Below are 22,728 nucleotides of genomic sequence, written 5' to 3'. Positions count from 1 at the left end.
GCGTTCGACCGGATGTGGACCTTGCAGCCGGGGCTCGCGCGCACCGCCTCCCTGCTGCAGATCGCCACGCCGTCGCGCGGCGCCATCGAAGCCTATGGCAATCTGCAGAACGAACTCGCCAAGCTGGTCAGCGACGTCAATGGCCGGCATGGCGAGGTCGACTGGACTCCGATCCGTTACCTCAACAAGGGTTTCAGCCAGACCGTGCTGGCGGGCCTCTATCGCACCGCCCAGGTCGGCGTCGTCACCCCGCTGCATGACGGCATGAATCTGGTTGCCAAGGAATATGTCGCGGCACAGAACCCGGCCGATCCCGGCGTGCTGGTGCTGTCGAAATTTGACGGGGCTGCCAACGAGCTCGACACCGCGCTGATGGTCAATCCGCATGACATCGACGGCATGGCGCGAACCATCGCGACCGCGCTGTCGATGCCGTTGAACGAACGCCGGCTACGCTGGGAAGCGATGATGAAGAAGCTTCGCGCCGGCACGATCCAGCAATGGTTTGCGGATTTTGTCGACGCGCTGCAGGATACCCATGCCGACAGGGATGCCGGCGAGCCGCTGATCGCGGAGCCGGTATTGTGGCCGCCACGCGCCGCCAATTTCAATGCGCGGTATCACTAGGCCCGGTCTAGTAACAATACGACACGCCATCGAGCACGGCGCAGCGCGCCTTGTGCGGCGCGCTCGGATTGTCCAGAGGCGCCACACCCTTGCCCTTGCCGACGAACACTCCGGGGCCGACGACGACCGACGACTTGTTGCCGATGATCACGCTCGGATGCGGCGAGGTCAGGCTCGAGCGCGTGCCGTCGGTCCAGATGATCGCATCGCCTGACAGCACGCCGCGCCGGCCATCATCGCAGGCGACGTCGAGGCCATGGCGTGTGCAGGCCTGCGCCAGCGCCGGCCCGGCATCCAGCGCCGCAGCGGACATCAGAATGGAGACTATCAGCGCCCTGGGGCTGGTCATGCCGCGCTCCGCTGGTTGAATCGTCACGATGATCCGTCGTCGACTGTAACCGGTTTTCGGTTCAAGGCCTCAAGATGGTTCCGGTACGCGACCGACGGTTGTGCCAAATTATCCATGTTATTCAATTGGTTATCGAAATATTGGCGGCCGTGGCCGCAGTCCCTTGCAAAAGTCGCCGGGCCCCTTCAAGACAGGCCATCCGGAGAGATGGCCGAGTGGCTTAAGGCGCACGCTTGGAAAGCGTGTGTGCGGGAAACCGTACCGTGGGTTCGAATCCCACTCTCTCCGCCAACTTGGCCCCAGTCCTCTATTCTCTGCACGAGCCGCGGGGTCGCCCGCAGCTAGTGCCCCAAGGCCGATATTCCGCCGTCAATCACTGCGCGCACCCAAACTCGGCCCCGTTTACCATCGCGGTGCGCGTGGTACGATCCGCTCGCGCGTTGCGCGTTGGGAGGACATCCGCCACGAACTGTTTGGACGGAAAAGTCTAGACGACATGGCATCCCCGTTCGCTTCGAATCCGTTTCACAGGAGGAGACCCTTGAGCATGAAAACTATCCGATCGCCCAAGGTGGCGGAGGCGCCACCGCAGACTTGGTCCAACATGAAAGTAGCAAACGGATATTTCCACATCGCAGGGATGACCGGCTCGGGACCTAAAGGGGAGCATCCAGGCGACGACATGTACATTCAGACCAGGTCGATCTTCCAGAAGTTCAAGGATCTGCTGGAGGCCGCGGGCGGCAAGATGAATGACATCATGTCTATCACGGTGTACGTCACCAATCTCGATGAAAACACCGAGGTGTGGCGCGCCCGCCGGGAGTTCTTCACCGGCGACTTTCCCTGCTCAACCTTGATCGAGGTAAAGCGCGTTGGCTCGCCGAAGGCCATCCCCCCGCTCAAGGTGGAGATCAACGCGACCGGCGTAATCGGCGCGGGAGGCTAGTTCGCCGTTCTTGGGCGTCCAGCGAGCTTGGCACAGAGAACCCGGACCTAACGGTCTGGGTAGTGCCAGCGATAATTAACTGCGGGAGCGATCCCGCCCGATGGTCGGCTATTGGGCCATAGCTGGAGTGGTTACCATCAGTAGCGGTGAACGCTGTCTGGTCAAAGCCGGAGGGAATATTGGCTCGGCGTCTCGCCAGTGGCCTAGTTCTTCCATAACACCGCATCCGCGACGATCGGAACCCGCGCCGATACCGGTCGAATCCGATGGTGACGATGCTTGCTAATTGGAACGAAGCGGACTTGACGTTGAAGGCGGGTCTTGCTGTGGGCCGCAGCAGCCAAGAAAGCGCTTATAGCCAAAGCGTCGGAAATTCTTCTCTCCTTCCAGCATTTGCGTTCAGCTCGCCTGCAATGCCACCGCGCCGACGAAGACAACTTCTTCCGCGCGCTCATGGCGCCTGATTTGAGCGAAGCGAACTTCGCCCGCAAAACCCGCGCCGATCCCAATACTTCTGAAAAACCACGATTTTTGCGATTGGCACGCGCGTTGCTGTAGCTGCGCTGAGGGTGATCGCATGCCAATCGCATGCGGGTCCCTGCATCCGGCTAGCCAACCCCGTGGAGGACGAAATGCAGAATCCGCTCAGTGAGTACAACCCCGAAATGGAGATGTTCGAGTCCGAGCAATTCGAGTGGTCTGGCGAGGCCACGGGCGAAATGGTCGGCGAGGGCGAACTCATGGAGCTCGCTGCCGAACTGCTCGAAGTTCGAGACGAGCAGGAGCTGGATCAGTTCCTCGGCAACGTCTTCAAGAAGGTGAGGGCGTTTGCAGGCTCGACGGCCGGCAAGGCCGTCGGAGGCATGCTGAAAGGCGTGCTGAAGAAGGCACTGCCAATTGCCGGCGGCGTCGCGGGTACGTTTTTCGGGGGTCCCGTTGGCGCATCAATTGGAAGCAAGCTCGGTTCGATGGCCGGCAACCTGTTCGAGATGGAGCTCGAAGGATTGAGTCAGGAGGACCGTGAGTTCGAAGCGGCCAAACAGTTCGCACGCTTTGCAACAGAAGCCGTGCAAAATGCCGCCTCCTTACCGGGGGGTAACCCGGTTGCGATCGCGCGATCGGCCATCGCCGCGGCGGCACAGCGTCATGCGCCGGGACTGCTGAACAGTTCGCCATCGTCGATGTCGCCGATGCGATCGAATTCCGTAGGAACCGCACGGCCGCGTAGCGGCCGCTGGCGGCGCATCGGTCCGAACAAGATCATTGTCGAAAATTGCTAGCGGCTGCCCGGCAGCCGCCGGCAACGATGCGCACCCAGGCGAAGCACGGAGGATATCATGCACGACATCGATCGCATCCAGCTCGAGACCAGTATGGAGTCCGGACAATTCGAATCCGATGAGTTCGAATTTTCCGGCGAGCTGCAAGAGGTATTCAACGAAGGCGAGCAGATGGAGCTTGCCGGCGAGCTGCTTGAGATCAGGGACGAGCAGGAGCTCAACCATTTCATCGGAGATCTGATCCGGAAAGCAGGTGGTGCGCTCGGCTCAGCGATCAGGTCGCCTCTCGGGCAGCAACTTGGCGGGATCCTGAAATCCTCGGCAAGGAACGCGGCGCTGCAGGCCGTGCCAGTCATCAGCGATGCCATCGGCTCGCGCATCGGCGGGCGTCTTGGGCCTTCGATCGCCAAGGGACTGACCGCGTTCGGGACCAGCGCGCTCGGGCAGGAGTACGAAGCCGTCAATCAGGAGGATAGCGAATTCGAGGGTGCCAGGCAGTTCGTTCGACTCGCTGCCGACACCGTCAAGAACGCGGTTTCGGCGCCGACGGGGGCGGACCCAAGGGCGGTGGCCCGCTCCGCGTTCGTCAAGGCGGCGCGAACGGCGGCGCCCGGGCTGCTGCAGGCGGGAGGTATCTCAAACCCTGTGGCTCGTTCCGGCGCTCCCGGCCAGAGCGGGGTTTGGTACCGCCGCGGCAACAAGATCGTCCTGCAAGGCGCATGAGCAAGCGATGGCACTCGATTCCTACACAAGAGCGATGCTGCTGCACGAGACGCGCTCCCTGATGACGCGGCTGGCGAAGGTCAAGTCGTTCGCATTGCAGGAGACGATGCTGCCAGCGGCTGCGCTTCTTCCCCGTGCGCAGTCCGCGATCGACAGGCACTTGATTGTCGGCCGCCGCCAGCTGCGGCGTCTAATACAACAATTCCTGGGCTGGCTGCAGCATCCCTCGAGCAATGCCGCGACACCGGAAGAGGCGCAACGCCGGTTTACAATGCTGCGTCTCAAATTCAACGTCGTGCTGACCCAGTTCGACTTGTTTTCAGATGTCATTACGCAACGCAGCGAGAACGAGACCGGCGTGTGGCTGGGTGGTCTCGATGTCGTCGCCGCCGATGCGCTGGAGCTGCCGGGCTATTACGAGGCGCCGCCAGTGATTTGCTATCTCGATCGAGACATCGGCGCCGCGATCCGGCGCGCCCGCACGCGCCTGCCGGGCGGCGGGCAGAATCCCGTTGCCGTAATACGGGTGCCGCGCGAGCGCATGGTCGGCACCGGAATCGCGTCGTCGCTGGTGCATGAAATCGGGCACCAGGCTGCGGCTCTGCTCGACCTCGTCAATTCGCTGCGGGTGATTCTGAAAGGCCTGCAGCGCGGCTCCGCCGGCAGCCGCCTGTCCTGGCAGATGTGGGAGCGCTGGATCTCGGAGATCATCGCGGATTTCTGGTCGGTTGCCCGTGTCGGCATCGCCTCCACCATCGGGCTGATCAGCGTGGTCAGCCTCCCGAGGCCGTTTGTTTTCCGTCTCAACGTCGATGATCCGCATCCGATTCCCTGGATCCGGGTGAGGCTCAGTGCCGCAATCGGCGAGGCGCTCTTTCCGCATCCGCAATGGCGGCGGCTGGCGGCGTTGTGGGAGTCGTACTACCCGCCGGTTGGACTGGCTACGGAGACGCAAAACCTGCTCTCCCAGCTGATGGAGAGCATGCCTGCTTTCGTGTCGGTGTTGACCAATCATCGCCCGAGGGCGCTGCGCGGTCGCTCGCTGGTCGAAGTGATGGACGTAGCGCAACGTCAGCCAGCGCGGCTCAGCGCGCTTTACCGGGAGTGGGGCGCCAATCCGCCGGAGATGTACCGCGCTTCTCCGATACTGGTGTTTGCCGTCATCGGCCAGGCGCGGGCAGACGGCGCAATCACCCCGGAAGACGAGAGCGCGCTTCTGTCTAAATTGCTCACCTATTGGACGGTTCGCGTCACCGTGAACACGTCCGAACTCTGCGCAGCAGTGCCGGCCATGCGCAGCGTCGCAACTTAACGACCACCGATGGAGGATGAGATGACGAGTGAAACCAACAGGATCGTATTCGGGATGGTGGCAGGCGTGGTGACCGACGTCGGGCCAAAGAAGGAGACGCACGCTCCGGTGGTTGATGCCCGCATCGATCTCTATGGGCCGAGCGACACGGCGCTCAGAGGTCCGTCAGATCATCTGGCCGGGTCGGCCCACACCGACGCGAACGGATACTATGCGATCGAGGGCCTCCGGCCCGGCTATTACTGGGCAAGCTGCGGAGCCTTCACTCCCAAGGGAGAGAGGGTGCAGGTTGAAGAGGGGGCGACGACGCGGGTAAATTTCCAGCTCGACGTGGGATTGCGTCTCACCTGCCTGATCCCGAACGGCACTGCAGGCGGGCATAGCGAAGTTGAGAGATGCACCGCCGTGGAAGCCGGCACGCCAATCAGGCTTCGCGCCGACTATAATCGCAAACTAAAGAATCCAACGGTGATCAGATTCGGAACGAACCAGGGAGTCCTGGCGGCAATGCCGGATTGTCCCGATGAGATCGTGCTGCTCACGACCGGGGGAAACGGATCGATCGAACTCTCGGTGAACATTGCAGAGGCGAACAGCCCGTCTATCACCGCCAGGTCCAGCTTCATTCTGATTCCCGCACAGGCGCGGCCGGTCAACGGCCAGATCGGTGTCACCTTGCAGCGTTCCGCTTCGATACCGACGCCGGATCTCGGTCTATGGGCCGCCATCCGCGCGCATGAAAAGGCGATTTCATTTGGCGGCATCGGAAAAGGACCCGGCGGGCTTCGGGGCTACCAGGGCTTCATCGAGCAGGTCTTGTGCGGCGACCCCGGGAGGATGGCGATTCCCGTGGATGCCTGCGAGCGCCATCCGGGCGTCGATCTCCTGAAGGAGAAGTCTGCTCTGGCGAAACAACTGCCGATGCACGGCATGGCCGCCTATGAACTGCTGAAGACCGCCACCGAGATATTCCTGCTGTGGAATTGCGGCGTCGCGTTACGGGCCACCGACGCGTTACAAAATCCTATCACGACGGCTGAGGAAGAGAGCGCGCGGACCGGCATCCCCGTCGGGCAGGTCATGTCCACGCTTACGAACTTCCTCGGCACGAATCGTTTGCCCTATATCGAACGCGTCGTGGGCACCGCATTTCCTGGCTATGTGAGCAGCAACAGCGTGTTCTGCACCAACGTGCTGACACCGCGTGCCGATTGCGTCTGCCTGATCGAGCTGATCTGGTCGTACTGGCACGAGGAAGCTATGCTGGTTCAGTCGATAAATGCCGTCAGCCGGCGTTTCCAGAACGTACGCAGCCTCAGCGATCGCGATCCGCTCGCGCATGTAACGATCGATCCGCTGCGGCCGTTGAACAATCTGCTCTGGGGTTATGTCCAGGACGAACAGAACCGGCTGACGGTGAATCGTCGCGGTGCCGAGTACGATCATGAGTATGGCATCACGCTGCGCGGAAAAGCCATGCAGGCGATGCGTCCGGCGGACAGCCGTTCGAAGTTTCTCGAGGGCTTCCACAATCTGCTGCACATGTGCACGGTCTTCTACAAGGAGGACAACGACACCACCGTCATCGCCGACGGATTCCCGCTGCTCAATGCCTTGAAGGAGGTCCATCTCCTCTTGGCGCAGGGGGCCCACAATCAGTTCGGCGATCTGCCCTGGGCTGCGCGCGTTGAAATGCTGGTGCAGCAGTGGTTGCTGGCGCGGCCGGAGATGCGTGACTTCCTGCAAAGCCGTCCGATGGTGCCCTACACCGAAGCATGGATGCCGCAGGTCGATACCATGAAGACACTGCAAGGCTGGTCGGACGTCACCGTGACGCACTTCCACGATCTGGCGACGTTTGGCGAACAGATACTGCTCTCGATTCGTTACGGCGACTGGATCGATCTCAACGACGAGAACCATGCCAAGAACTGGGCGCGTTACTGGCGGCCGGAGATCCAGGGCTACATCCACGCCTATCGCACCGCGACGGGTATCGACCTGACCAATCCCGATACCGTCGACTACAACATGCCGGCCGTGCACCTGCAGAAGCGGCTGGCGATGCAGCGGTCACGGTGAAATGCGGTGGCCGTGCTCGACTTCACGTCGGCGCTCTATCTCGGGCTGCGCCACCAAGGTCCGTCGTTGCGCCCCTGGCCGGGGCTCACGACGGGCAAGCCCGCGGCACTGGAGCCGGCGCCGGGCAGTGCCGCCATCGCCGGCAGGTTCGCCGTGCTGGTGGGCTGCGAGCGCGCGACGCCGCTTACCTCGACGCTCCACCTGTTCTGGGACCTTTTTGGATTGCTCGCACGTGACCGAGTGAGGATCTACATGGACGAGGGAACCTATGCCATTGCGCGATGGGGCGTCGAGCGGGCGGCACTGCACGGCGTACCCGTGCGCGAATTTCAGCATCGCGACGCGACGAGGCTCCGGGCCCTGATCGAACAGGACAGGGGTACCAAGCGCCGCCCGATCATCGTCGCCGACGGCTTCTGCCCGAGCTGCGGAGGTCCCGCGCCGGTGACGGAATTCCTGCAGTGCGTCGCCCCACACAACGGCTACGTCGTGCTCGACGATACGCAAGCCCTCGGCGTCCTGGGAAGGCAAGGCGGCGGATCGTTAAGATGGCAGGGCGTCAAATCGCCTGATGTCATCGTGGGCAGTTCGCTGGCGAAGGGCTTCGGGTCGCCGATGGCCATGCTTGCCGGCAGCGCGAGCCTGATCCGGTGTTTTGAAGAGCAAAGCGCAACCCGCGTCCATTGCAGTCCGCCGTCACTTGCAGCCCTTCACGCCGCTGAGCACGCTTTGGTGATCAATAGCGCGGTTGGCGGCCGCCTGCGGCGACATCTTGCGCAGCTCGTGCATCGCTTTCATGCGGGACTGCATGCGATTGGCCTCGGGGTTGATGGAGGTCTGTTTCCTGTACAGACATTGCGGCCGGCCGGCATCGCAGCAGATATCCTGTATCAACGTCTGCTTCGCCTCGGTATCCGCACGGTGCTGATGCGGCGCTGTCGTGAGTTAGGGACGTGTGTCGCGTTCCTCATCACTGCCCTGCATGGATTTTCAGATATCGACCGCGCTGTCGAGGCGATCGGCCGTGCGATGGCACTTGATCATTCCACTCAACAACTAACGGGGAGGGCATCATGACTTCATATTTCGAGTTCGAAACCATTCCGTGGAGCGGGGAGTTGACGGCGCAAGAGGTCCAATTTGGTGCCGGAGAAACCGAATGGGAATCGGAATATTCCAGCCGCGGACGGCCACCCATGAGGCAGCCGTCACGGCCGTCACGGCCGGCACGACCGTCGCAGCCGCAGCGGCCAGCTTCGACGCAGCGGCGCTGGGCGGTTCGCCGGCGCATTCGGACGGGGTTTCCGATCATCCCCTGGAGCGGCTGGGCGCCAAACGATGCGCCGCCGGAGGGGCCGACCGCCGAGCCCGCAATCTGTGCCCACTGTTCGGGTCACGGACAGCAGGCGTTCGATGACGCGCCCGATGCAATGGAGCCGGCAGGTTCGGATGAACTCTTCGAGTTCGAGGCGGAAAGCCCGTTAGGTGAGTTCGAGTCGGGAGGCGGAGCAGGCCGAATCGTCTACGCCCAACCCTCGCGAGGTAAGCGACTTATTCGCGGGCCGGCAACGCCTCGGCGCGGCCTCGAGAGCGAGATCGGGTTCGATTCACCAACTCGCGCGCCGAGACCGGTACGCGCCAGTTTCGTGAGTTGTCACCCGCCTGGTGCGGCCATCGCGGCGATCACCGGCCCCGATCCGGTTGGGGTGATTAGACGCGCCAATGCGCGGGCGATCGAACTGCTGGACAACGCGATCAATCAACTGCAAACGGCGCGCAACAGCATTCGCGGTGGGGCGGCGCCCGCCGCTCCGGTTGTTTCGAACGCAGTAAGGCAAGCGTTCCAACGCCGGTTCGGTATGAATACCGGCGATCGCAATATCTGGACCCAAAGCAGCGCCCGCACCGTTCTTACCGTGATCCGCCGGCTCCGCGGCGCCCGGCAAAGCCTGGCCGACGGCTGGATGAAATATACGTGTTTGGGACCGGCGGCCCCCGCCACCGTCACCCTCAACGGTGCCGGCGGAAGAACCTGCACGGTCGAAGGTTGCGCGGGTGAGGTCGCATTTACCTGTGGGGGAATCTCCAGGATCGTATTGTGCAGACCATTCTGGAGGGATGACGCCAACAGCGTTCAAAGTCTTGACTTTCAAGCCTCAACTCTTCTGCACGAAACCGTCCATATCTATTTTGCATTCATCTCCGACACCGGAAACTTCGTGAACGCCCATTGCTACGAGCAATTTGTGCTCGACTTGAACGGACTGGCGGTTCCAGCAGATTTCGTCGGCTCCTGTCCGCCCTGACGTGACCAAGTTGCGATCAAAGTAGTGGCCGCCATGATTATCGATTGTCATTGTCACGCCGGAAAGGGCGATGGCCTGACCGGTCCCTGGGATACCTCGGCGCCCCTCGAAAAATACATGCGCTGGGCCGCCGCGGCCGATATCAACCGCACCGCGATTTTTGCGGCATTTCATTCGGACTATGCGATCGCAAACCGCGAGGTGGCGCGGATCGTCGCCAGTCGGCCGAACCGATTCTATGGCCTGGCCTTTGTCCATGCTAGCAGGGATCGCGGCCGGGTGCGCGAAATGGTGCAGGTCGCGGTCCAGCAATATGGTTTCGTCGGCATCAAGGTGCATCGCCACGACGCGCGGCTGACGCGCGAGATATGCGAGGCCGCGCGTGCCTTTGCGATACCCGTTCTCTATGATCCGACCGGCGAAGTCTCGATCATGGAGCTCATCGCCACCGAGTATCCCGACGTGGCGTTCATCATCCCGCATATGGGAAGTTTTTCCGACGACTGGCGCGCGCAGCACAGCCTGATCGACTATCTGGTGCGTCACCCCAACGTCTATACCGACACGTCGGGGGTCCGCCGCTTCGAGCTGCTTGAGCAGGCGGTGGCGCGAGCCGGCGCGCGCAAGATTCTGTTCGGCTCCGACGGGCCGTGGCTGCATCCCGGCGTGGAACTGGAGAAGGTTCGCCTGCTCGGGCTGTCGCCGGCGGATGAGCAATTGATCCTCGGCGGCAACTTTCTGCGGCTGATCTCGCGGCGGCGGGAACAACCGCTGGCGATTCCGGAAACGCCATCACGGCCGGCGCCGCTGCAAGCCGAGTACCGCGATCCCTGGGACCACCAGCACTTCAGCGCCTGATCAGGTGCCGCCATTGTGCTGGCGCCGCGCCGCGCGGCGCATCTGCAAGGCGCGGTCGGTGACGCCGAGCCGGCGCGCGGCGTTGCGCAGATTGCCGTTCTCCTCCTGCATGGCGATGCGGGTAGCGGTCTCGGCCGCGGCCTGGCTGATTTCCTTCAGGCCGATCCCCAGCGAAAGGGCTTGCGCGATCGAGCGTTCGAATTCCGGAACGCGCCAGCTCTCTTTCTCGGGCGCGTTCGCCGGATGCTCGTCGTCGGGCAGGTCGCCAATTGTGATCGGCCCCGGGCCGACATGTCGGCTGCTGATGCGCGCGATCAGCTGACGCAAGTCACGCACATTGCCGGGGTAGGCGCGGTTGAGCAGATATTCCCGCACCGGGAGATCGAAATCCGCTTCTGCGAGACCGGGCAGAAACGTCGCCAGGAAATGGCGCGCCAGCGGCACAATGTCTTCGCGTCTTTCGTGCAGCGGCGGCACCCGAAAAATCCAGCCTCCGATGCGGTGGTACAGATCGTGTCGGAAATGACCGTTCTCGATGCTCTGCAGCAGGTTTCTGTTGGTCGCGGAAACCAGGCGGAACTGGCTGCGCTGCCACGCATTGCTGCCGACCCGCTTGTAGGTGCCTTCCTGCACGACGCGCAGCAACTGTGCCTGCAAGGCGAGCGGCAATTCGCCGACCTCGTCGAGAAACAGCGTGCCGCCATGCGCGTCCGCAAACGCGCCGTCACGAGCCCCGACCGCGCCGGTGAAGGCGCCGCGCTCATGGCCGAAAAATTCACTGCCGGACAATTCAGGGGCGATCGTGGTGCAGTCGACGATCACGAGTTCGCTGCCCGACACCTTCGGGTCGAGTTCGTGGACCAGCCGCCCGATTAATTCCTTGCCGGTACCGCTTTCCCCCATCAGGAGCACTGCGGCGTCGGTAAACCGCGCGACTTCGACAATTTGTCGCAGGGCGGATCGCCATGCTGGGCTGCCGCCGATCAGGTTTTTCTGAACGGTCGGCGACTGCAGCAACTCATCGACCGCGCGCCAGCGGTCGAAGCGCGCCTTGACCCGCTCGGCCATTTCGGATGCCGATGACCAGCGAAAAACGTCCGACGCGCCAGCGAGCATGAGGCGCCAGGCCTGCGCACTGTCCAGTTGTGCGCCGGCGACCGGCACCGCCAACACGCGCTTGTCCCGGTTGTGGCTGAGTTCGCGCACCAACTCGTACAGAGCGTCATCGATGCTGGAAAAACAGACGATACCTTCGTCCGACGGTGCATTGACATCAAGCGATCGAGTGACAACACCGTGGCTCGACAGACTGTCGAGGATGGCTTGCCTCGCCACAAGGTCCTTCGGCCCACAAAAATGAATCCATGGCTCCCGGTGCATGAGGCTTCCCCAGCATGACCGCGCAGCGCAAAATCTCCGTACCGTTCCTTCGTATAACCCGGCGTCTGCCGGAAACTATTTCTCATAATGCCGCGAGCGCACGGAGTGATGCTACTAAAGCAGTAAGCACGTAGGAGAACAACCGAAGTTTGTGTCTAATATACATACAATCTTAGGAGAAGTTGGGGCAGGTTTGACGAGGGTGTCTAGATCCGATCGTGGGCGCAAATTGCGGCCTCAGAGCGGATTTCAACAGTGGCCGTGGGTTGGTCCTCGGCAAGCGCTAGCGGGCGTCCCAGCGGCGATCGCCACACAGGCAGACCTTGGCGGTAGGGTTAGGGGCATTGTACGCTACGCGACCTTCACCTACGCTGGCCCACGCGGAGAAGGTTCGAACCCAGTTCCTCTCCCTCCGCCACTCGTATCCTATAAGTATCTGTCTATAAACCCGATTATCAAAGTCGGCCTACGCTTCTGCCGAAACTGGATTTTTGAGCATGCGGGTTGCCCTGAAGGTTCGGCCGCTTTTACTGCTGGGCGATGGCACCTCTGCCGTCGAAGCTCTCGAGATAGCGGAAGCTATCGGCGATTTTTCGCCGCTTGGTTTCGTCAACAGCCTGACGCGGCCGGATCCCAGCGCCACCATTGAAGGGCTTCCGGTTTTCTGGGTTGACGACCTTCCATTCGGTCCAGCCGACTGCGAAGTCGTGTGCGCCATCGTGACCACGCAGCGGCGTGCTTTCATCGACCTCATGCGGTCGCGAGATTATCCGTTTGCCTCGCTGGTTCATCCGTTTTCCAATGTGTCCCGGCGTGCGCATGTCGGCTCGGGATGCATCGTGGACGCGGGAGCGGTCATCGGGTCCAATGCCGTTCTCGGGGATTATTCGCTCGTCAAGCGCGGCGCGCTGATTGGCCACGACGACCGGATCGGCAAATACTGCACTATCGGTCCCGGCGCCAACATTGCCGGGAATGTCGAGGTCGGCGATGGCGCCTTCATCGCCCAGGGTGCGGTGATCCGCGAGCAAATAAGGATCGGCAGCGGGGCCGTCGTGGGCGCCGGAGCCGTCGTCCTGCAAGATGTGAACGCCAACGACATGGTTACCGGCATCCCGGCTAAAATCACCCGGTCGGGCGTGAACGGCCATTAGCTGCGCAGGCCTGGCATGGCCACCCTGCCGAACTTCATAACTTTTGGGGAATACGAGTCTTGAACCCCTTGGCAATCCTGCGGCGCAGCGGTCGTACCGTTCTGATCGTTGCCGCCATTACGATGATGCTTTGCGAGGCGGCATCCTTTCTGGCGCTGGAATGGCTGAAGCCCGCTGCGTCCTTGCCGATCTACGAAGACCGGCTGGTTTCCGGCGGACGGGTTACGGCGGTCCGGGGCAACCTCAACCATCGCTGGCGGACCTCTGAGTTTGACGTCACGATTCGAACCAACTCCGGAGGCTACAGGGAAGATTTCGAATTCAGGTTTGCCGATGTCGAGTTCGCGTTCATGGGAGACTCCTTTGCCTTCGGCCACGGCGTCGAGGTAAGCGAGCGTTACACCAATCTGTTTTCGAGCCGGCTGAAGGGCAGAATCGATCCGGCGCATGTCGTGTCGGTTGGACGCAACGACGGTTTTCAGCCGGAGCATTACGAATACTTCCTGCGGAAGCATCCGGACTTGAGACCGAAATTCATCGTTGTCGGGCTATACCTCGGCAATGATCTCGAACCCGATGTGCGAGAGACCCGGTTTGACAGGCAGAGCCTGACGCTCGATCTGCCATACCGTACGACAGAAAATGGACAGATTACGAGTTCGGCGCCCTATCGAATACCGGGCTTGCGTACGCTGGTCGGGATATCCCAGACCGCCCGCCTGTTCGCGGTGACGCTGAACCATACCGCCTACAGGAAGTATCTGTTTGAAAAGGATGCCGTGCTGCCAAACGCCTATAACTCCGATTCACTGGAGTTTGGCTCGTTCAACGAGTTCTCCCAGCGGGCCTTTGACAGCCTCGTGAACATCGCCGGTCTGGCTCGCGAAAGAGGGGGCCGGCTCGTTGTCATGTTGATACCGCAGAACTTCTACGCCGGGGCGGTAAGGGTCCCCCATCTCGCTCCCGCTCTGTGGCCGAGGATTCCCGAGATCCTCGCCAACGGGGGCCTGCGCAGGGCGGTCGCCGGGCGCTGCAAGGATTTGGGTCTGGATTGCATCGACGCCGGTGCGGTCATGTCCGCCGAGGACTTCTTCCCCGGCGACGCCCATTGGAATAGAGAAGGTCACCGCAAGGCCGCCGATTTGCTCCACGATTATTTTTCGGCAAGCGAGGGATGGCGCTAGAGGCGGGCTTGAGCATTCGTCGGGCAGGCTGGTAGGAATTGCGGACCCGACTTTAGAGGTAGCCTATCAGTGAACCAGCATCCCAATCTCGCCGAACTCGACAAGCTCAAGACGCGCATCCAGGCTTTGCGCGCCAAGACCATCGACAATGGCTGCACCGAGGACGAGGCGCTGTCCGCCGCCGCCAAGGTCGCCGAGATGCTCGATCGCTACGACCTGTCGCTGACCGACATCGATATTCGCGAGGCGCCCTGCGAGCGGCGGGAGTACGAAACCTTCCGCAAGAAGCGAATCCCGCTCGACGACTGCGTCGGCGCCGTCGCGTTTTTCTGCGATTGCCGGGTCTGGCGCGAGAAGAATCAGGCGGGCCAGAGCCGCTATGTTTTCTTCGGCCTTCGCTCGGATATCGAAGTCGCGCACTATCTGGCCGAATTGATCGACGCTTCCGTCCGCTCCGAACTCGGTCGCTACAAGACCACGGCCGGCTATGCCCGCTTCCGGCACAATGACCGGCACCTGGCCAACGCCTCGTTCGCGCTGGGCATGGTCGCGTCCATCGCGGAGAAGCTGGTCGCGATGAAGGCCGCCCGCGATCAGGTAAATCAAAGCACCGGACGCGGGCTGGTCGTGCTCAAGACCTCGATCGTCGATGACGAGTTCGGCAAGCTCGGCTTGAATTTACGGGCGGCGCGCAGCACCGGCCGCACGGTGTCGATGACGGCCTATGAAGCCGGAGGCGTCGCCGGATCTTCATTGGCGATCAATCCCGCGGTGGGAGAATCCGAATCAGGGTTGTCGAAGTTCCGCCGCCAAGGACCGTGACGGAAATTGAAGATTTGACGCGCGCGTTTGTCGAACTCTCACACTGGCGTGAAGGAGATCACGCCCATGGCGCTGACGTCACGTGTCAGTCTGCCGATCGATGCAAGCATGTTGAGATGGGCAAGCGACTCGCCGAATGCCTGGCGCGGGTTGTCGTAGAGCGCACGCGAGAACACCTCCTGCGCGACCGCAAACGCGGTGGTTTGTCCGGTGACAACGGACGCCACGTCGTCGAGCCGGGCCAGATGATGCGCGCGCAACTGAGCCAGCCGCGTAGGCAGCCCGCGAAACGGCAGGCCGTGCGACGGCAGCACCAGCGTATCCGCCGGCAACGCTTCGAGTCGCGTTAGCGAATCGAGATACTCCTTCATCGGGTTGGCCTCCGGCTGCGCCGGGGGCACCATCACCGATGGCGCCATGTGCGACAGGACCTGGTCGCCCGTGATCAGGATTTTGTCGTTCTCGCAATGGAACGAGGCATGTTCGGGCGAATGCCCGCCTGCGGTGATCACCCGCCACTCGCGTTGTCCCATGCCGATCAGGTCGCCGTCCCGGATACGGATGAATTGGCGCGGCGGCCGCAGGCCGAGGTATTTCGACCGGCGCTGGGCTGCCAGGATTGCCGTAGCGTCGTCGTCCGAAGCGCCATTCTGCCGCATGAACGAGGCAAATTGCTCGTCCGGGGCCTCCTCGCGCTCATGCCACATTTTCCAGCCATTGAGCCACTCGGCCAATGGCAGGCGTACCGTGCATTTTGATTCCTTCACCAGATAACTGGCCAGGCCGAAGTGATCGAGATGCGCATGTGTGAAGGTGAGGTTCTGCAACGGACGGTTGCGCAGCAATCCCCGCCACAGTCCGTCCCAGATCTCGAAAATGTCGTCGGTGTTCATGCCGCAGTCGACCAGCGTCCATCCGGTGCCGTTGTCGAGCAGCCAGCAATTGACGTGATTGGGTGGCGTCGGCACCGGCAGCCGCACCCAGAACAGTCCGGGCAGGACGTCCGTCAATTCGCCGTAGGCCGGTGGCCGCTGGACCGTGAACTTCAGATCGTCTGACATTTGATACCCCGGCCGTGTCCACAGCTTACGCGATTTCCGCATGCCATCAACGCGAACGGGGCTTCCGTTCCACAGGATCAGGCGAGGGCAGCCAAAATCTTCCACATCAGGCTTGAGGAAGGGCCGTTTTTCCTAGAACGTGCCGTCTCGCCTCCCGGGCTCCGGTCCGGGGCGGCGCCTCCCGAGGTCGTGGGCAAGAACAAGAATGGATGCACTTAACCCCCAGTCGAGGCTGAAGCCGGACGACGATCCGGCGCAGAGCCTGGACCGGCGCGCCCACCGCAATCTCCTGCTGCTCGCAGCCTGTCAGGCCGTCGGCCAGTCCTGCAACACCATGATGTTCGCGGCGACGGGGCTCTCCGTCATCACCTTTTATCATCGCCCCGATCTCGCCAATTTGCCGGTCACGATGCAGCACATCGGTGTGATGATCTGGGTCTTTCCGGCTGCGCTGCTGATGCAGAGGGTCGGCCGCAGCATCGGGTTTCGCGTCGGCTCGCTGTTCGGGATGGCGGGCGCAACCGTGATGTGCCTCGGACTCTATACCGGCAATTTTCTCGTCATGTGCGCCGGGGGCCTCGTCCTCGGCTACGCGGTGGCCTGCCTTCAGATGTATCGCTTCGCTGCGGCCGAACTGGTCCCGGTTCACTACCGTGCCAAGGCGATTTCGTGGGTGACCGCCGGTGGCGTGGCGGCCGCCGTGATCGGCCCCAGCGTCGTGCGGGTGACGCACGACCTGACCATGCCGCTTTATCTTGCGACCTATGCCGCCATCATCTGCCTGCACGCCATCGTCTTCACGATCATGTCCTTCATCACCTTCCCGCCGATCGTGCCGACCATCTCGTCGGCAGGCCAGGTTGATTCCGCGCCGCCACGCCCGCTGTGGGAGATTGCCAGCCAGCCGCGCTTTATCGCGTCGGCGATCGCCGGCATGCTGGCGTTCGGCACGATGTCCTTTCTCATGAGCGCGTCGCCGCTGGCCATCGTCGGCTGCGGCTATCCGCACGCCGAGGCCCATTGGGTCATCTTCCTGCATGTCCTGGGCATGTTCGTGCCGTCTTTCTTCACCGGCAATCTGATCAACCGGTATGGCACGACGACGGTGATGGCCTGGGGCATCGCGCTCATGCTGGCGGGGGTCGCGGCGGCGCTCAGCGGCACAGCCGAGTGGAATTTCCGGATCGCACTTGCCGTCAACGGCGTCGGCTGGAATTTCCTGTTTGTCGGGGCGACCACGCTGGTGACGACATGTTATCGTCCGAATGAGCGCGGCAAGGCTCAGGCGCTCAACGACCTGCTCGTGTTCAGCACCACTGCCATTTCGAGCTTCATGGCGGGCTTTCTGCAGGATCGCTGGGGCTGGCAACCGCTCAACTGGCTTTCCGTGCTGCTGATGCTGGCCGCTGCGGTCGCGGTTTTTTGGCTTCGTCGCCAGCGTCCATCGCTGGAGACCGCCAACTCGTCCAGCTAACGTCGCAAGATAGCGGATCCAGGATGCCGCTTCGCTCTTGCGGGTTACGCTACCGATGTGTTTGATTTGCGGATGGGCAATCAGCATGACCTGAAGTCATGCGGTGCTCACTGCTTGCTGGGGCGTGGTCTCGAACGAGCGCGCGTCCGCAGGCGGCATAATAACAAAACGAGGATTTTGGGGAGGACACCGTCGTGCTCAATCGGCTTTTCAGACTCGCGCTCATGGGCTCCTGCCTTTTGCTGGGCGCGCATTCGACCCAGGTCCACGCGCAATCCACCCCCAAGACCGTGACGCTGGTGGTGCCCTATGCGGCCGGCGGCGGCACGGATACCGTCGCCCGGCTGATCGGCGAGCGGATGTCGGGCGCGCTCGGCCAGACCATCATCATCGAGAACGTGGTGGGAGGCGGCAGCACGCTGGCCAATGACCGCGTTGCCCGATCGACACCTGACGGTTCCATGATCCTGATCAATCACGTCGCGCTGCTCGCGGCGCCCAGCCTGTTCGTCAACCTGCGTTACGATACGAACACCGCCTTCGAGCCGGTCGGCCTCGTCAACAATGCGCCGATGGTGCTGATCGGCCGCAAGACGATTCCCGGCGCGGGACCGAAGGATTATATCGCCTGGATCAAGGCGCAGGGCGACAAGGCAAACTTCGCGCATGGCGGCATCGGAACCAACAGTCATCTGTGCGCCGTGATGATGGGCAACGTGCTCGGCTTCAAGCCGACCGTCGTGGCCTATCGCGGGTCGGCTCCGGCGATCGGCGATCTGCTCGCGGGGCAGATCGATCTGCTGTGGGATCAGGTGACCAACGCGCTGCCACAAATTCAGGCCGGAACGCTACACGGCATTGCCATTACGTCGCCGAAACGGCTCGAGCAGTTGAAGGACGTGCCGACCACCGCCGAACTCGGCATGCCCGAGGTCAGCTATACGATGTGGCATGGCCTCTACGTGGCGAAGGGCACGCCGAAGGAGATTGTCGGCGCGCTGAACGCGGCGTTGCGCAAGGCGCTGTCGGATCCCGTCCTGCTGGAGAAGCTGACGCAACTTGGAACGCTGCCATTCCCCGAAGCCGAGTTGACGCCCGAGGCGCATGCGCGGCTGTTCGCCGCCGACCTGCCACGGGTGGCGAAGCTGGTGGAAAGCTCGGGAATCAAGGCGAGCGAAGCGAAGTAAGGAGTTTTACTCGATAGGCAGATGGGGCCGGTGCCTCACACCATCGGCACCCGCCGTGCCGCCACCGCCGCCGGCGAGATGACGTCGATATCGATCGGCACCCGCCAGCGTTCCGTCAGGCGCACCTTCGGCTCGGCGTTGCTGGCCGCAGCGCCTTCGATGACAAAACCCTCGAAGCCGCCGCTCATCACCTCGTTGCATTTCTGCACATAGACCGGGAAGCCGCCGATATAGGGCATGAAGACGCGCGGCCGGCCGGGGATGTTGGTGCCGACATACCAGGAACTGCAGGTCGAGCGCAGCGATACCGTCGAGACGTCGGTGACGTGCTCGACCCAGGCGTCCTCATCCTCAAGGACCGGCTCGATGGTGGCGGCCCCGATGTCGCGCAGGTGGGCCATGCAGTCGGCCATCCAGTCGACATGCTGTTCGATCGCCTGGATCATGCTGGCCAGCACCGAAGGACTGCCGGGACCGGTGATGGTGAAAAGATTGGGGAAGCCCGCCGAGGCGATCCCGAGATAGGCGCGGGGGCCGGCATGCCACTTCTCGGCCAGCGTCAAACCATTGCGGCCAGTGATCGCAATCCTGTCGAACGATCCGGTCATTGCGGCAAAGCCGGTGGCACAGACCACGGCATCCAGCGGATATTTGACGCCATTGACCTCGATACCATCGGCGGTAAAGCGCTCGATCGGTGTCCGGGAGACGTCGACCAGCTTTACGTGCGGCAGATTATAGGTTTCGAAATACGCGGTATCGACGCAAAGCCGCTTGCAGCCCAAAACGTTGTCCGGACACAGCAGCTCGGCCGTGGCGGGGTCCTTCACCAGCTCGCGGATCTTGCGGCGGGTGAAATCGGCGATGGTGTCGTTGGCGGCCTTCTCGAACAGCAGATCGCCAAAGGCGCCGAGAAACGGCAGGCCGCCGCGTTGCCAGGCTTCCTCGTACAGCCGTTCGCGCTCTTCGGGGGCGGCCTCCAGCGCCGGCTTCATGTTGAACGGAAAATAGAACCCGGTCGGGCGTCCGCGCGCCTTTGCCCGCAACTCCGGATAGCCGGCCTTGGCGGCCTGCAGATATTCCGGCGTCAGGTTCTCGTTGCGGGCCGGCACCGACCATGTCGCCGTGCGCTGAAATACCGTGAGGCTCTTGGCTTGCTGCGCAATGATCGGGATCGACTGGATCGCCGAGGAGCCGGTGCCGATCACGCCGACACACAACCCGCTGAAGTCGACGCCGTCATGCGGCCATTCACCGGTGTGATAGATCGGCCCGTGGAAATCCGCCATGCCCGCGAATGCCGGACGGTTAGGCGCCGACAGGCAGCCGACCGCCATGATGCAGAATTTTGCCAGAACCTTGTCGCCGCGATCGGTCTCGATACGCCAGCAATTCTCGCCCTCGTCGAACGTCGCCGCTGTGACGCGGGTGTCGAACACGATATCGCGGCGAAGATCGAAGCGATCAGCGACATGGTTGGCGTAAGACAGGATTTCAGCCTGCGGTGAATACTTCTCCGACCAGTTCCACTCCTGATCCAGTTCCTCGGAAAAGGAAAACGAGTACTGCATGCTCTCGACGTCACAGCGCGCGCCCGGATAGCGGTTCCAGTACCAGGTGCCTCCGACACCGCTGCCGGCCTCGAATACCCGCACCGAAAAGCCGAGCCCGCGCAGCCGATGCAGCATGTACATCCCGGCAAAGCCGGCGCCGACGACGACAGTGTCGAAAACCGTTTCCGCTTCGGGCGGCTGCTCCGGTGGTGTCCGGGTTGTGGTGTCGGTCGTCATGGTGGCGTCGTCTCCCTGCCGGTCGCTTGGTGCGGCCTTGCGAAACGCCACCCCAGCATTCTCCACGACCTTTTTCAATTCGTCGTTTTCGGTGGCCTCCCATGCGGCGGCGGATATGGCGGCGCGTTGCAGCCGCGGCGAACGGAACCTATGCTGACGCAAAACGCCTGCCCGGGGGACACCATGATCACGCCGCTCGATCCTGTCATTGCCGAGATCATTCCAAAACTGCCGCTGCGCGATCCCGAGACCATGACGCCGCAAAGCGCCCGCGATGCGCTCCGCGCGCTAGCCGCCGCGCGCGCCGCGGTTCCGCCGCCGCCGGTCGCGAGCGCCCTCGATGCGGAGGTGAAGGGCGCGGCCGGACAGCTCGCCGCGCGGGTCTACCGCGTGTCGGATGCGAAATCCCCGACCGTGGTGTTCTTTCACGGCGGCGGCTGGGTCGCCGGCGATCTCGAAACCCATGACCGCCAGGCCCGGCTGCTCGCGATCGAGACCGGCGCCGTGGTGGTGTCGGTCGATTACCGGCGTCCGCCGGAAACGTGCTTTCCCGGCGCGTTCGAGGACGCCCTGGCCGCCGTGCGCGACGTGTTGGCGCGCATCGCCGAATTCGGCGGAGACAGCGCACGCCTCGGCGTGGCCGGCGACAGCGCCGGCGGCAATCTGGCGGCGACGGTCGCGATCGCCTGCCGGGATGCAGGGATCGGGCTTGCCGCGCAATTGCTGGTCTATCCCGTCACCGATGTCGCCGGAGGCTTCGCTGATCCGACGGAGAACGCGCGCTTTGCCTCGCGCGCGGATAATGCCGAAGGCTATTTCCTGTCGCGCGCGGTGATGGAATGGTTCTGCGGCCATTATCTCGACGACGTCGGGCACGGCGTGGATTGGCGGGTTTCGCCGCTGCGCGCAAAGAGTCATGCCGGGCTCGCACCAGCCGTGGTCTGCACGGCGTGGTTCGATCCCTTGCGCGATGAAGGCAAGGCCTATGCCGATGCGCTGGCCGCCGCCGGCGTCACCACGAGATACCATCATGGCGCCGGCCTGATCCACGGCTATTTCGGTCTCGGCGATGCGTCGGAAACCGCGCGCGGCGAGGCGCAGCGCGCCCGCGCCGATTTCAGGGCCATGCTGGAACGGGGCGTGTAGCGAACGGCGACGGCAAGCCGCCGTTCGCTGGCTTCCGATTACGAAATCGCCTTCAAGTACAGGCTCGGATCGAAATATTTGCTGGCCGGCGTAAAATCCTTGATGCCGGCATTGGCCATGAAGAAGTCGGTGGTCTGCTGCAGCCAGTTGGTGACGGTGCCGTCCGTATAGTATTTTTTCCATTCGCTCGACGTGAACATCTTCTGGGCCTTGAAGGACTCGTTGATGTCAGCCAGCGGCGTCTGGCTGTAGTGGCCCTTCTGCAGTTTTTCCATCGCCTCTGCCGGGTTGGCGACGATGTAGTCATTGGCCTCGGCCCAGCCCTTGATCAGTTTGCCCAACGTTTCCTTGTTCGGCTCGTAGTAATCGTTGGCCGCCGCCCACCCGCCGATGATTGCGGCCTGCGGATAGTAGGCCGAGGCGTCGGCAAGCTTGATCGCGCCCGGCACCTTGTCGCGCACGGTGACATTGAACGGCACCCAAAGGGCGACGGCCGGCACCGCGCCCGAGATGAACGCGGTCACGGCGGCCGGCATGGTCTGGTTGACGAGTTCGACTTCCTTGGGGTCGATGTTGTTGGCGCGCAGCGCCTTGTCGAGGAACACGTGGGCGGTGGTGCCAGTCGCCGTGGCGATGCGCTTGCCCTTCAGGTCGGCGAACGACTTGATGCCCTGATCGGAGCGCACCCAGAGGTGGGCGGTCGCCACCTCGATGTCGTTGATCAGGAATACCTTGCCCTGTCCGCGCGCCGGGAAGTTCGACAGCACCGCGCCGGTCGACAGCACGTCGAGGCTGCCGCCGATCAGAGCCTGGAAAATCTCGAGGCCGGTGTTGAACTGGCGCAGTTCCAGGTTGAGACCCTGCTTGTCGAAGGAACCGCGGTCCATGCCGGTCCAGATCTGGCCGTCGACGGCGACCGTATGCAGATAGCCGACCCGGACTTTGGTCTTGGCTTGGGCGATAGCCGGCGCCGAAGCCACGAAGCCGCCGAGCGCCGCGCCTGCCGTGGTGGTCAGGAATTGTCGTCGATCCATGGTATTCTCC

The 22,728-nt window shown here is 62.7% G+C and carries 21 protein-coding genes and 1 tRNA gene; 17 read left to right on the top strand and 5 right to left on the bottom strand.

The genetic code is table 11. The features are described from left to right. A partial coding sequence (locus Q8N40_RS06940) for a trehalose-6-phosphate synthase (RefSeq protein WP_305711278.1) occupies window positions 1-627 on the top strand: 627 nt, incomplete at its 5' end. 7 nt (window positions 628-634) lie between these two features. On the opposite strand, the gene Q8N40_RS06935 is transcribed toward Q8N40_RS06940, so the two are convergent. After that, complete coding sequence (locus Q8N40_RS06935; RefSeq protein ID WP_371135630.1) at window positions 635-940, bottom strand: hypothetical protein; 306 nt, start codon at window positions 938-940, stop codon at window positions 635-637. Window positions 941-1,177: 237 nt separating this feature from the next. Here Q8N40_RS06935 and Q8N40_RS06930 point away from each other — a divergent pair. The 10 genes from Q8N40_RS06930 to Q8N40_RS06885 all read left to right on the top strand — a co-directional run bounded on the left by Q8N40_RS06930 (window position 1,178) and on the right by Q8N40_RS06885 (window position 10,486). After that, window positions 1,178-1,267: transfer RNA gene (locus tag Q8N40_RS06930), tRNA-Ser, on the top strand. A 256-nt stretch (window positions 1,268-1,523) separates the two neighbouring features. Continuing rightward, entirely contained in the window at window positions 1,524-1,925 is a 402-nt protein-coding gene (locus Q8N40_RS06925; protein ID WP_305320934.1) for a RidA family protein, read from the top strand. Between the two features lie 321 nt (window positions 1,926-2,246). Further along, on the top strand, window positions 2,247-2,483 hold the full coding sequence (locus Q8N40_RS06920; RefSeq protein WP_305711276.1) for a hypothetical protein: 237 nt from the start codon (window positions 2,247-2,249) through the stop codon (window positions 2,481-2,483). Between the two features lie 74 nt (window positions 2,484-2,557). Continuing rightward, the gene (locus Q8N40_RS06915; protein WP_305320905.1) at window positions 2,558-3,205 is read left to right on the top strand and encodes a hypothetical protein; all 648 of its coding nucleotides are present in this window, start codon (window positions 2,558-2,560) and stop codon (window positions 3,203-3,205) included. A gap of 57 nt (window positions 3,206-3,262) precedes the next feature. Beyond that, entirely contained in the window at window positions 3,263-3,928 is a 666-nt protein-coding gene (locus Q8N40_RS06910; protein WP_305320904.1) for a hypothetical protein, read from the top strand. Window positions 3,929-3,962: 34 nt separating this feature from the next. Next, window positions 3,963-5,240: a hypothetical protein gene (locus tag Q8N40_RS06905; RefSeq protein ID WP_305711275.1), complete on the top strand. Its 1,278-nt coding sequence runs from the start codon at window positions 3,963-3,965 to the stop codon at window positions 5,238-5,240. 21 nt (window positions 5,241-5,261) lie between these two features. Next, window positions 5,262-7,322, top strand: coding sequence for a carboxypeptidase-like regulatory domain-containing protein (locus Q8N40_RS06900; RefSeq protein WP_305711274.1), 2,061 nt, complete (start codon window positions 5,262-5,264; stop codon window positions 7,320-7,322). 6 nt (window positions 7,323-7,328) lie between these two features. Continuing rightward, window positions 7,329-8,399 (top strand): aminotransferase class I/II-fold pyridoxal phosphate-dependent enzyme, encoded by a 1,071-nt coding sequence (locus tag Q8N40_RS06895; protein WP_305711273.1) that lies wholly within the window; start codon window positions 7,329-7,331, stop codon window positions 8,397-8,399. Continuing rightward, complete coding sequence (locus tag Q8N40_RS06890; RefSeq protein WP_305320900.1) at window positions 8,396-9,628, top strand: hypothetical protein; 1,233 nt, start codon at window positions 8,396-8,398, stop codon at window positions 9,626-9,628. The genes Q8N40_RS06895 and Q8N40_RS06890 overlap by 4 nt, the downstream gene beginning before the upstream one ends. Before the next feature lie 33 nt (window positions 9,629-9,661). Continuing rightward, window positions 9,662-10,486 (top strand): amidohydrolase family protein, encoded by an 825-nt coding sequence (locus tag Q8N40_RS06885; RefSeq protein ID WP_305320899.1) that lies wholly within the window; start codon window positions 9,662-9,664, stop codon window positions 10,484-10,486. Here Q8N40_RS06885 and Q8N40_RS06880 read toward each other — a convergent pair whose 3' ends face one another. Then, window positions 10,487-11,821, bottom strand: a complete 1,335-nt coding sequence (locus Q8N40_RS06880; RefSeq protein ID WP_305320898.1) for a sigma-54 dependent transcriptional regulator — start codon at window positions 11,819-11,821, stop codon at window positions 10,487-10,489. 542 nt (window positions 11,822-12,363) lie between these two features. On the opposite strand from Q8N40_RS06880, the gene Q8N40_RS06875 reads away from it, so the two are divergent. From Q8N40_RS06875 to Q8N40_RS06865, 3 genes are all read left to right on the top strand, one after another. Further along, window positions 12,364-13,020 (top strand): NeuD/PglB/VioB family sugar acetyltransferase, encoded by a 657-nt coding sequence (locus Q8N40_RS06875; RefSeq protein ID WP_305320897.1) that lies wholly within the window; start codon window positions 12,364-12,366, stop codon window positions 13,018-13,020. Between the two features lie 59 nt (window positions 13,021-13,079). Beyond that, complete coding sequence (locus tag Q8N40_RS06870; protein ID WP_305711272.1) at window positions 13,080-14,204, top strand: hypothetical protein; 1,125 nt, start codon at window positions 13,080-13,082, stop codon at window positions 14,202-14,204. Between the two features lie 69 nt (window positions 14,205-14,273). Continuing rightward, window positions 14,274-15,026, top strand: coding sequence for a DUF2786 domain-containing protein (locus Q8N40_RS06865; protein WP_305711271.1), 753 nt, complete (start codon window positions 14,274-14,276; stop codon window positions 15,024-15,026). 38 nt (window positions 15,027-15,064) lie between these two features. On the opposite strand, the gene Q8N40_RS06860 is transcribed toward Q8N40_RS06865, so the two are convergent. Then, complete coding sequence (locus Q8N40_RS06860; RefSeq protein WP_305711270.1) at window positions 15,065-16,087, bottom strand: MBL fold metallo-hydrolase; 1,023 nt, start codon at window positions 16,085-16,087, stop codon at window positions 15,065-15,067. Window positions 16,088-16,292: 205 nt separating this feature from the next. Here Q8N40_RS06860 and Q8N40_RS06855 point away from each other — a divergent pair, with 205 nt between their 5' ends. After that, complete coding sequence (locus tag Q8N40_RS06855) at window positions 16,293-17,561, top strand: MFS transporter (RefSeq protein WP_305320893.1); 1,269 nt, start codon at window positions 16,293-16,295, stop codon at window positions 17,559-17,561. Window positions 17,562-17,755: 194 nt separating this feature from the next. Next, window positions 17,756-18,748, top strand: a complete 993-nt coding sequence (locus Q8N40_RS06850; protein WP_305320892.1) for a tripartite tricarboxylate transporter substrate binding protein — start codon at window positions 17,756-17,758, stop codon at window positions 18,746-18,748. A gap of 35 nt (window positions 18,749-18,783) precedes the next feature. Here the strand turns inward: Q8N40_RS06850 and Q8N40_RS06845 are convergent, their stop codons facing one another. Then, entirely contained in the window at window positions 18,784-20,538 is a 1,755-nt protein-coding gene (locus Q8N40_RS06845; RefSeq protein WP_305711280.1) for an NAD(P)/FAD-dependent oxidoreductase, read from the bottom strand. 183 nt (window positions 20,539-20,721) lie between these two features. Between Q8N40_RS06845 and Q8N40_RS06840 the strand changes: the two genes are divergently transcribed. Next, window positions 20,722-21,684 carry an alpha/beta hydrolase gene (locus tag Q8N40_RS06840; protein ID WP_305711279.1) on the top strand — a complete coding sequence of 321 codons (963 nt, stop codon included), beginning with the start codon at window positions 20,722-20,724 and terminating at the stop codon, window positions 21,682-21,684. Window positions 21,685-21,722: 38 nt separating this feature from the next. Here the strand turns inward: Q8N40_RS06840 and Q8N40_RS06835 are convergent, their stop codons facing one another. Then, complete coding sequence (locus Q8N40_RS06835; protein WP_305319349.1) at window positions 21,723-22,718, bottom strand: ABC transporter substrate-binding protein; 996 nt, start codon at window positions 22,716-22,718, stop codon at window positions 21,723-21,725. Between the last annotated feature and the right edge of the window lie 10 nt (window positions 22,719-22,728).

Source organism: Bradyrhizobium sp. (genome assembly GCF_030693485.1).
In the GTDB taxonomy this organism is placed as follows: Bacteria; Pseudomonadota; Alphaproteobacteria; order Rhizobiales; family Xanthobacteraceae; genus Bradyrhizobium.
This window is presented reverse-complemented; position numbering and strand designations above follow the sequence as displayed.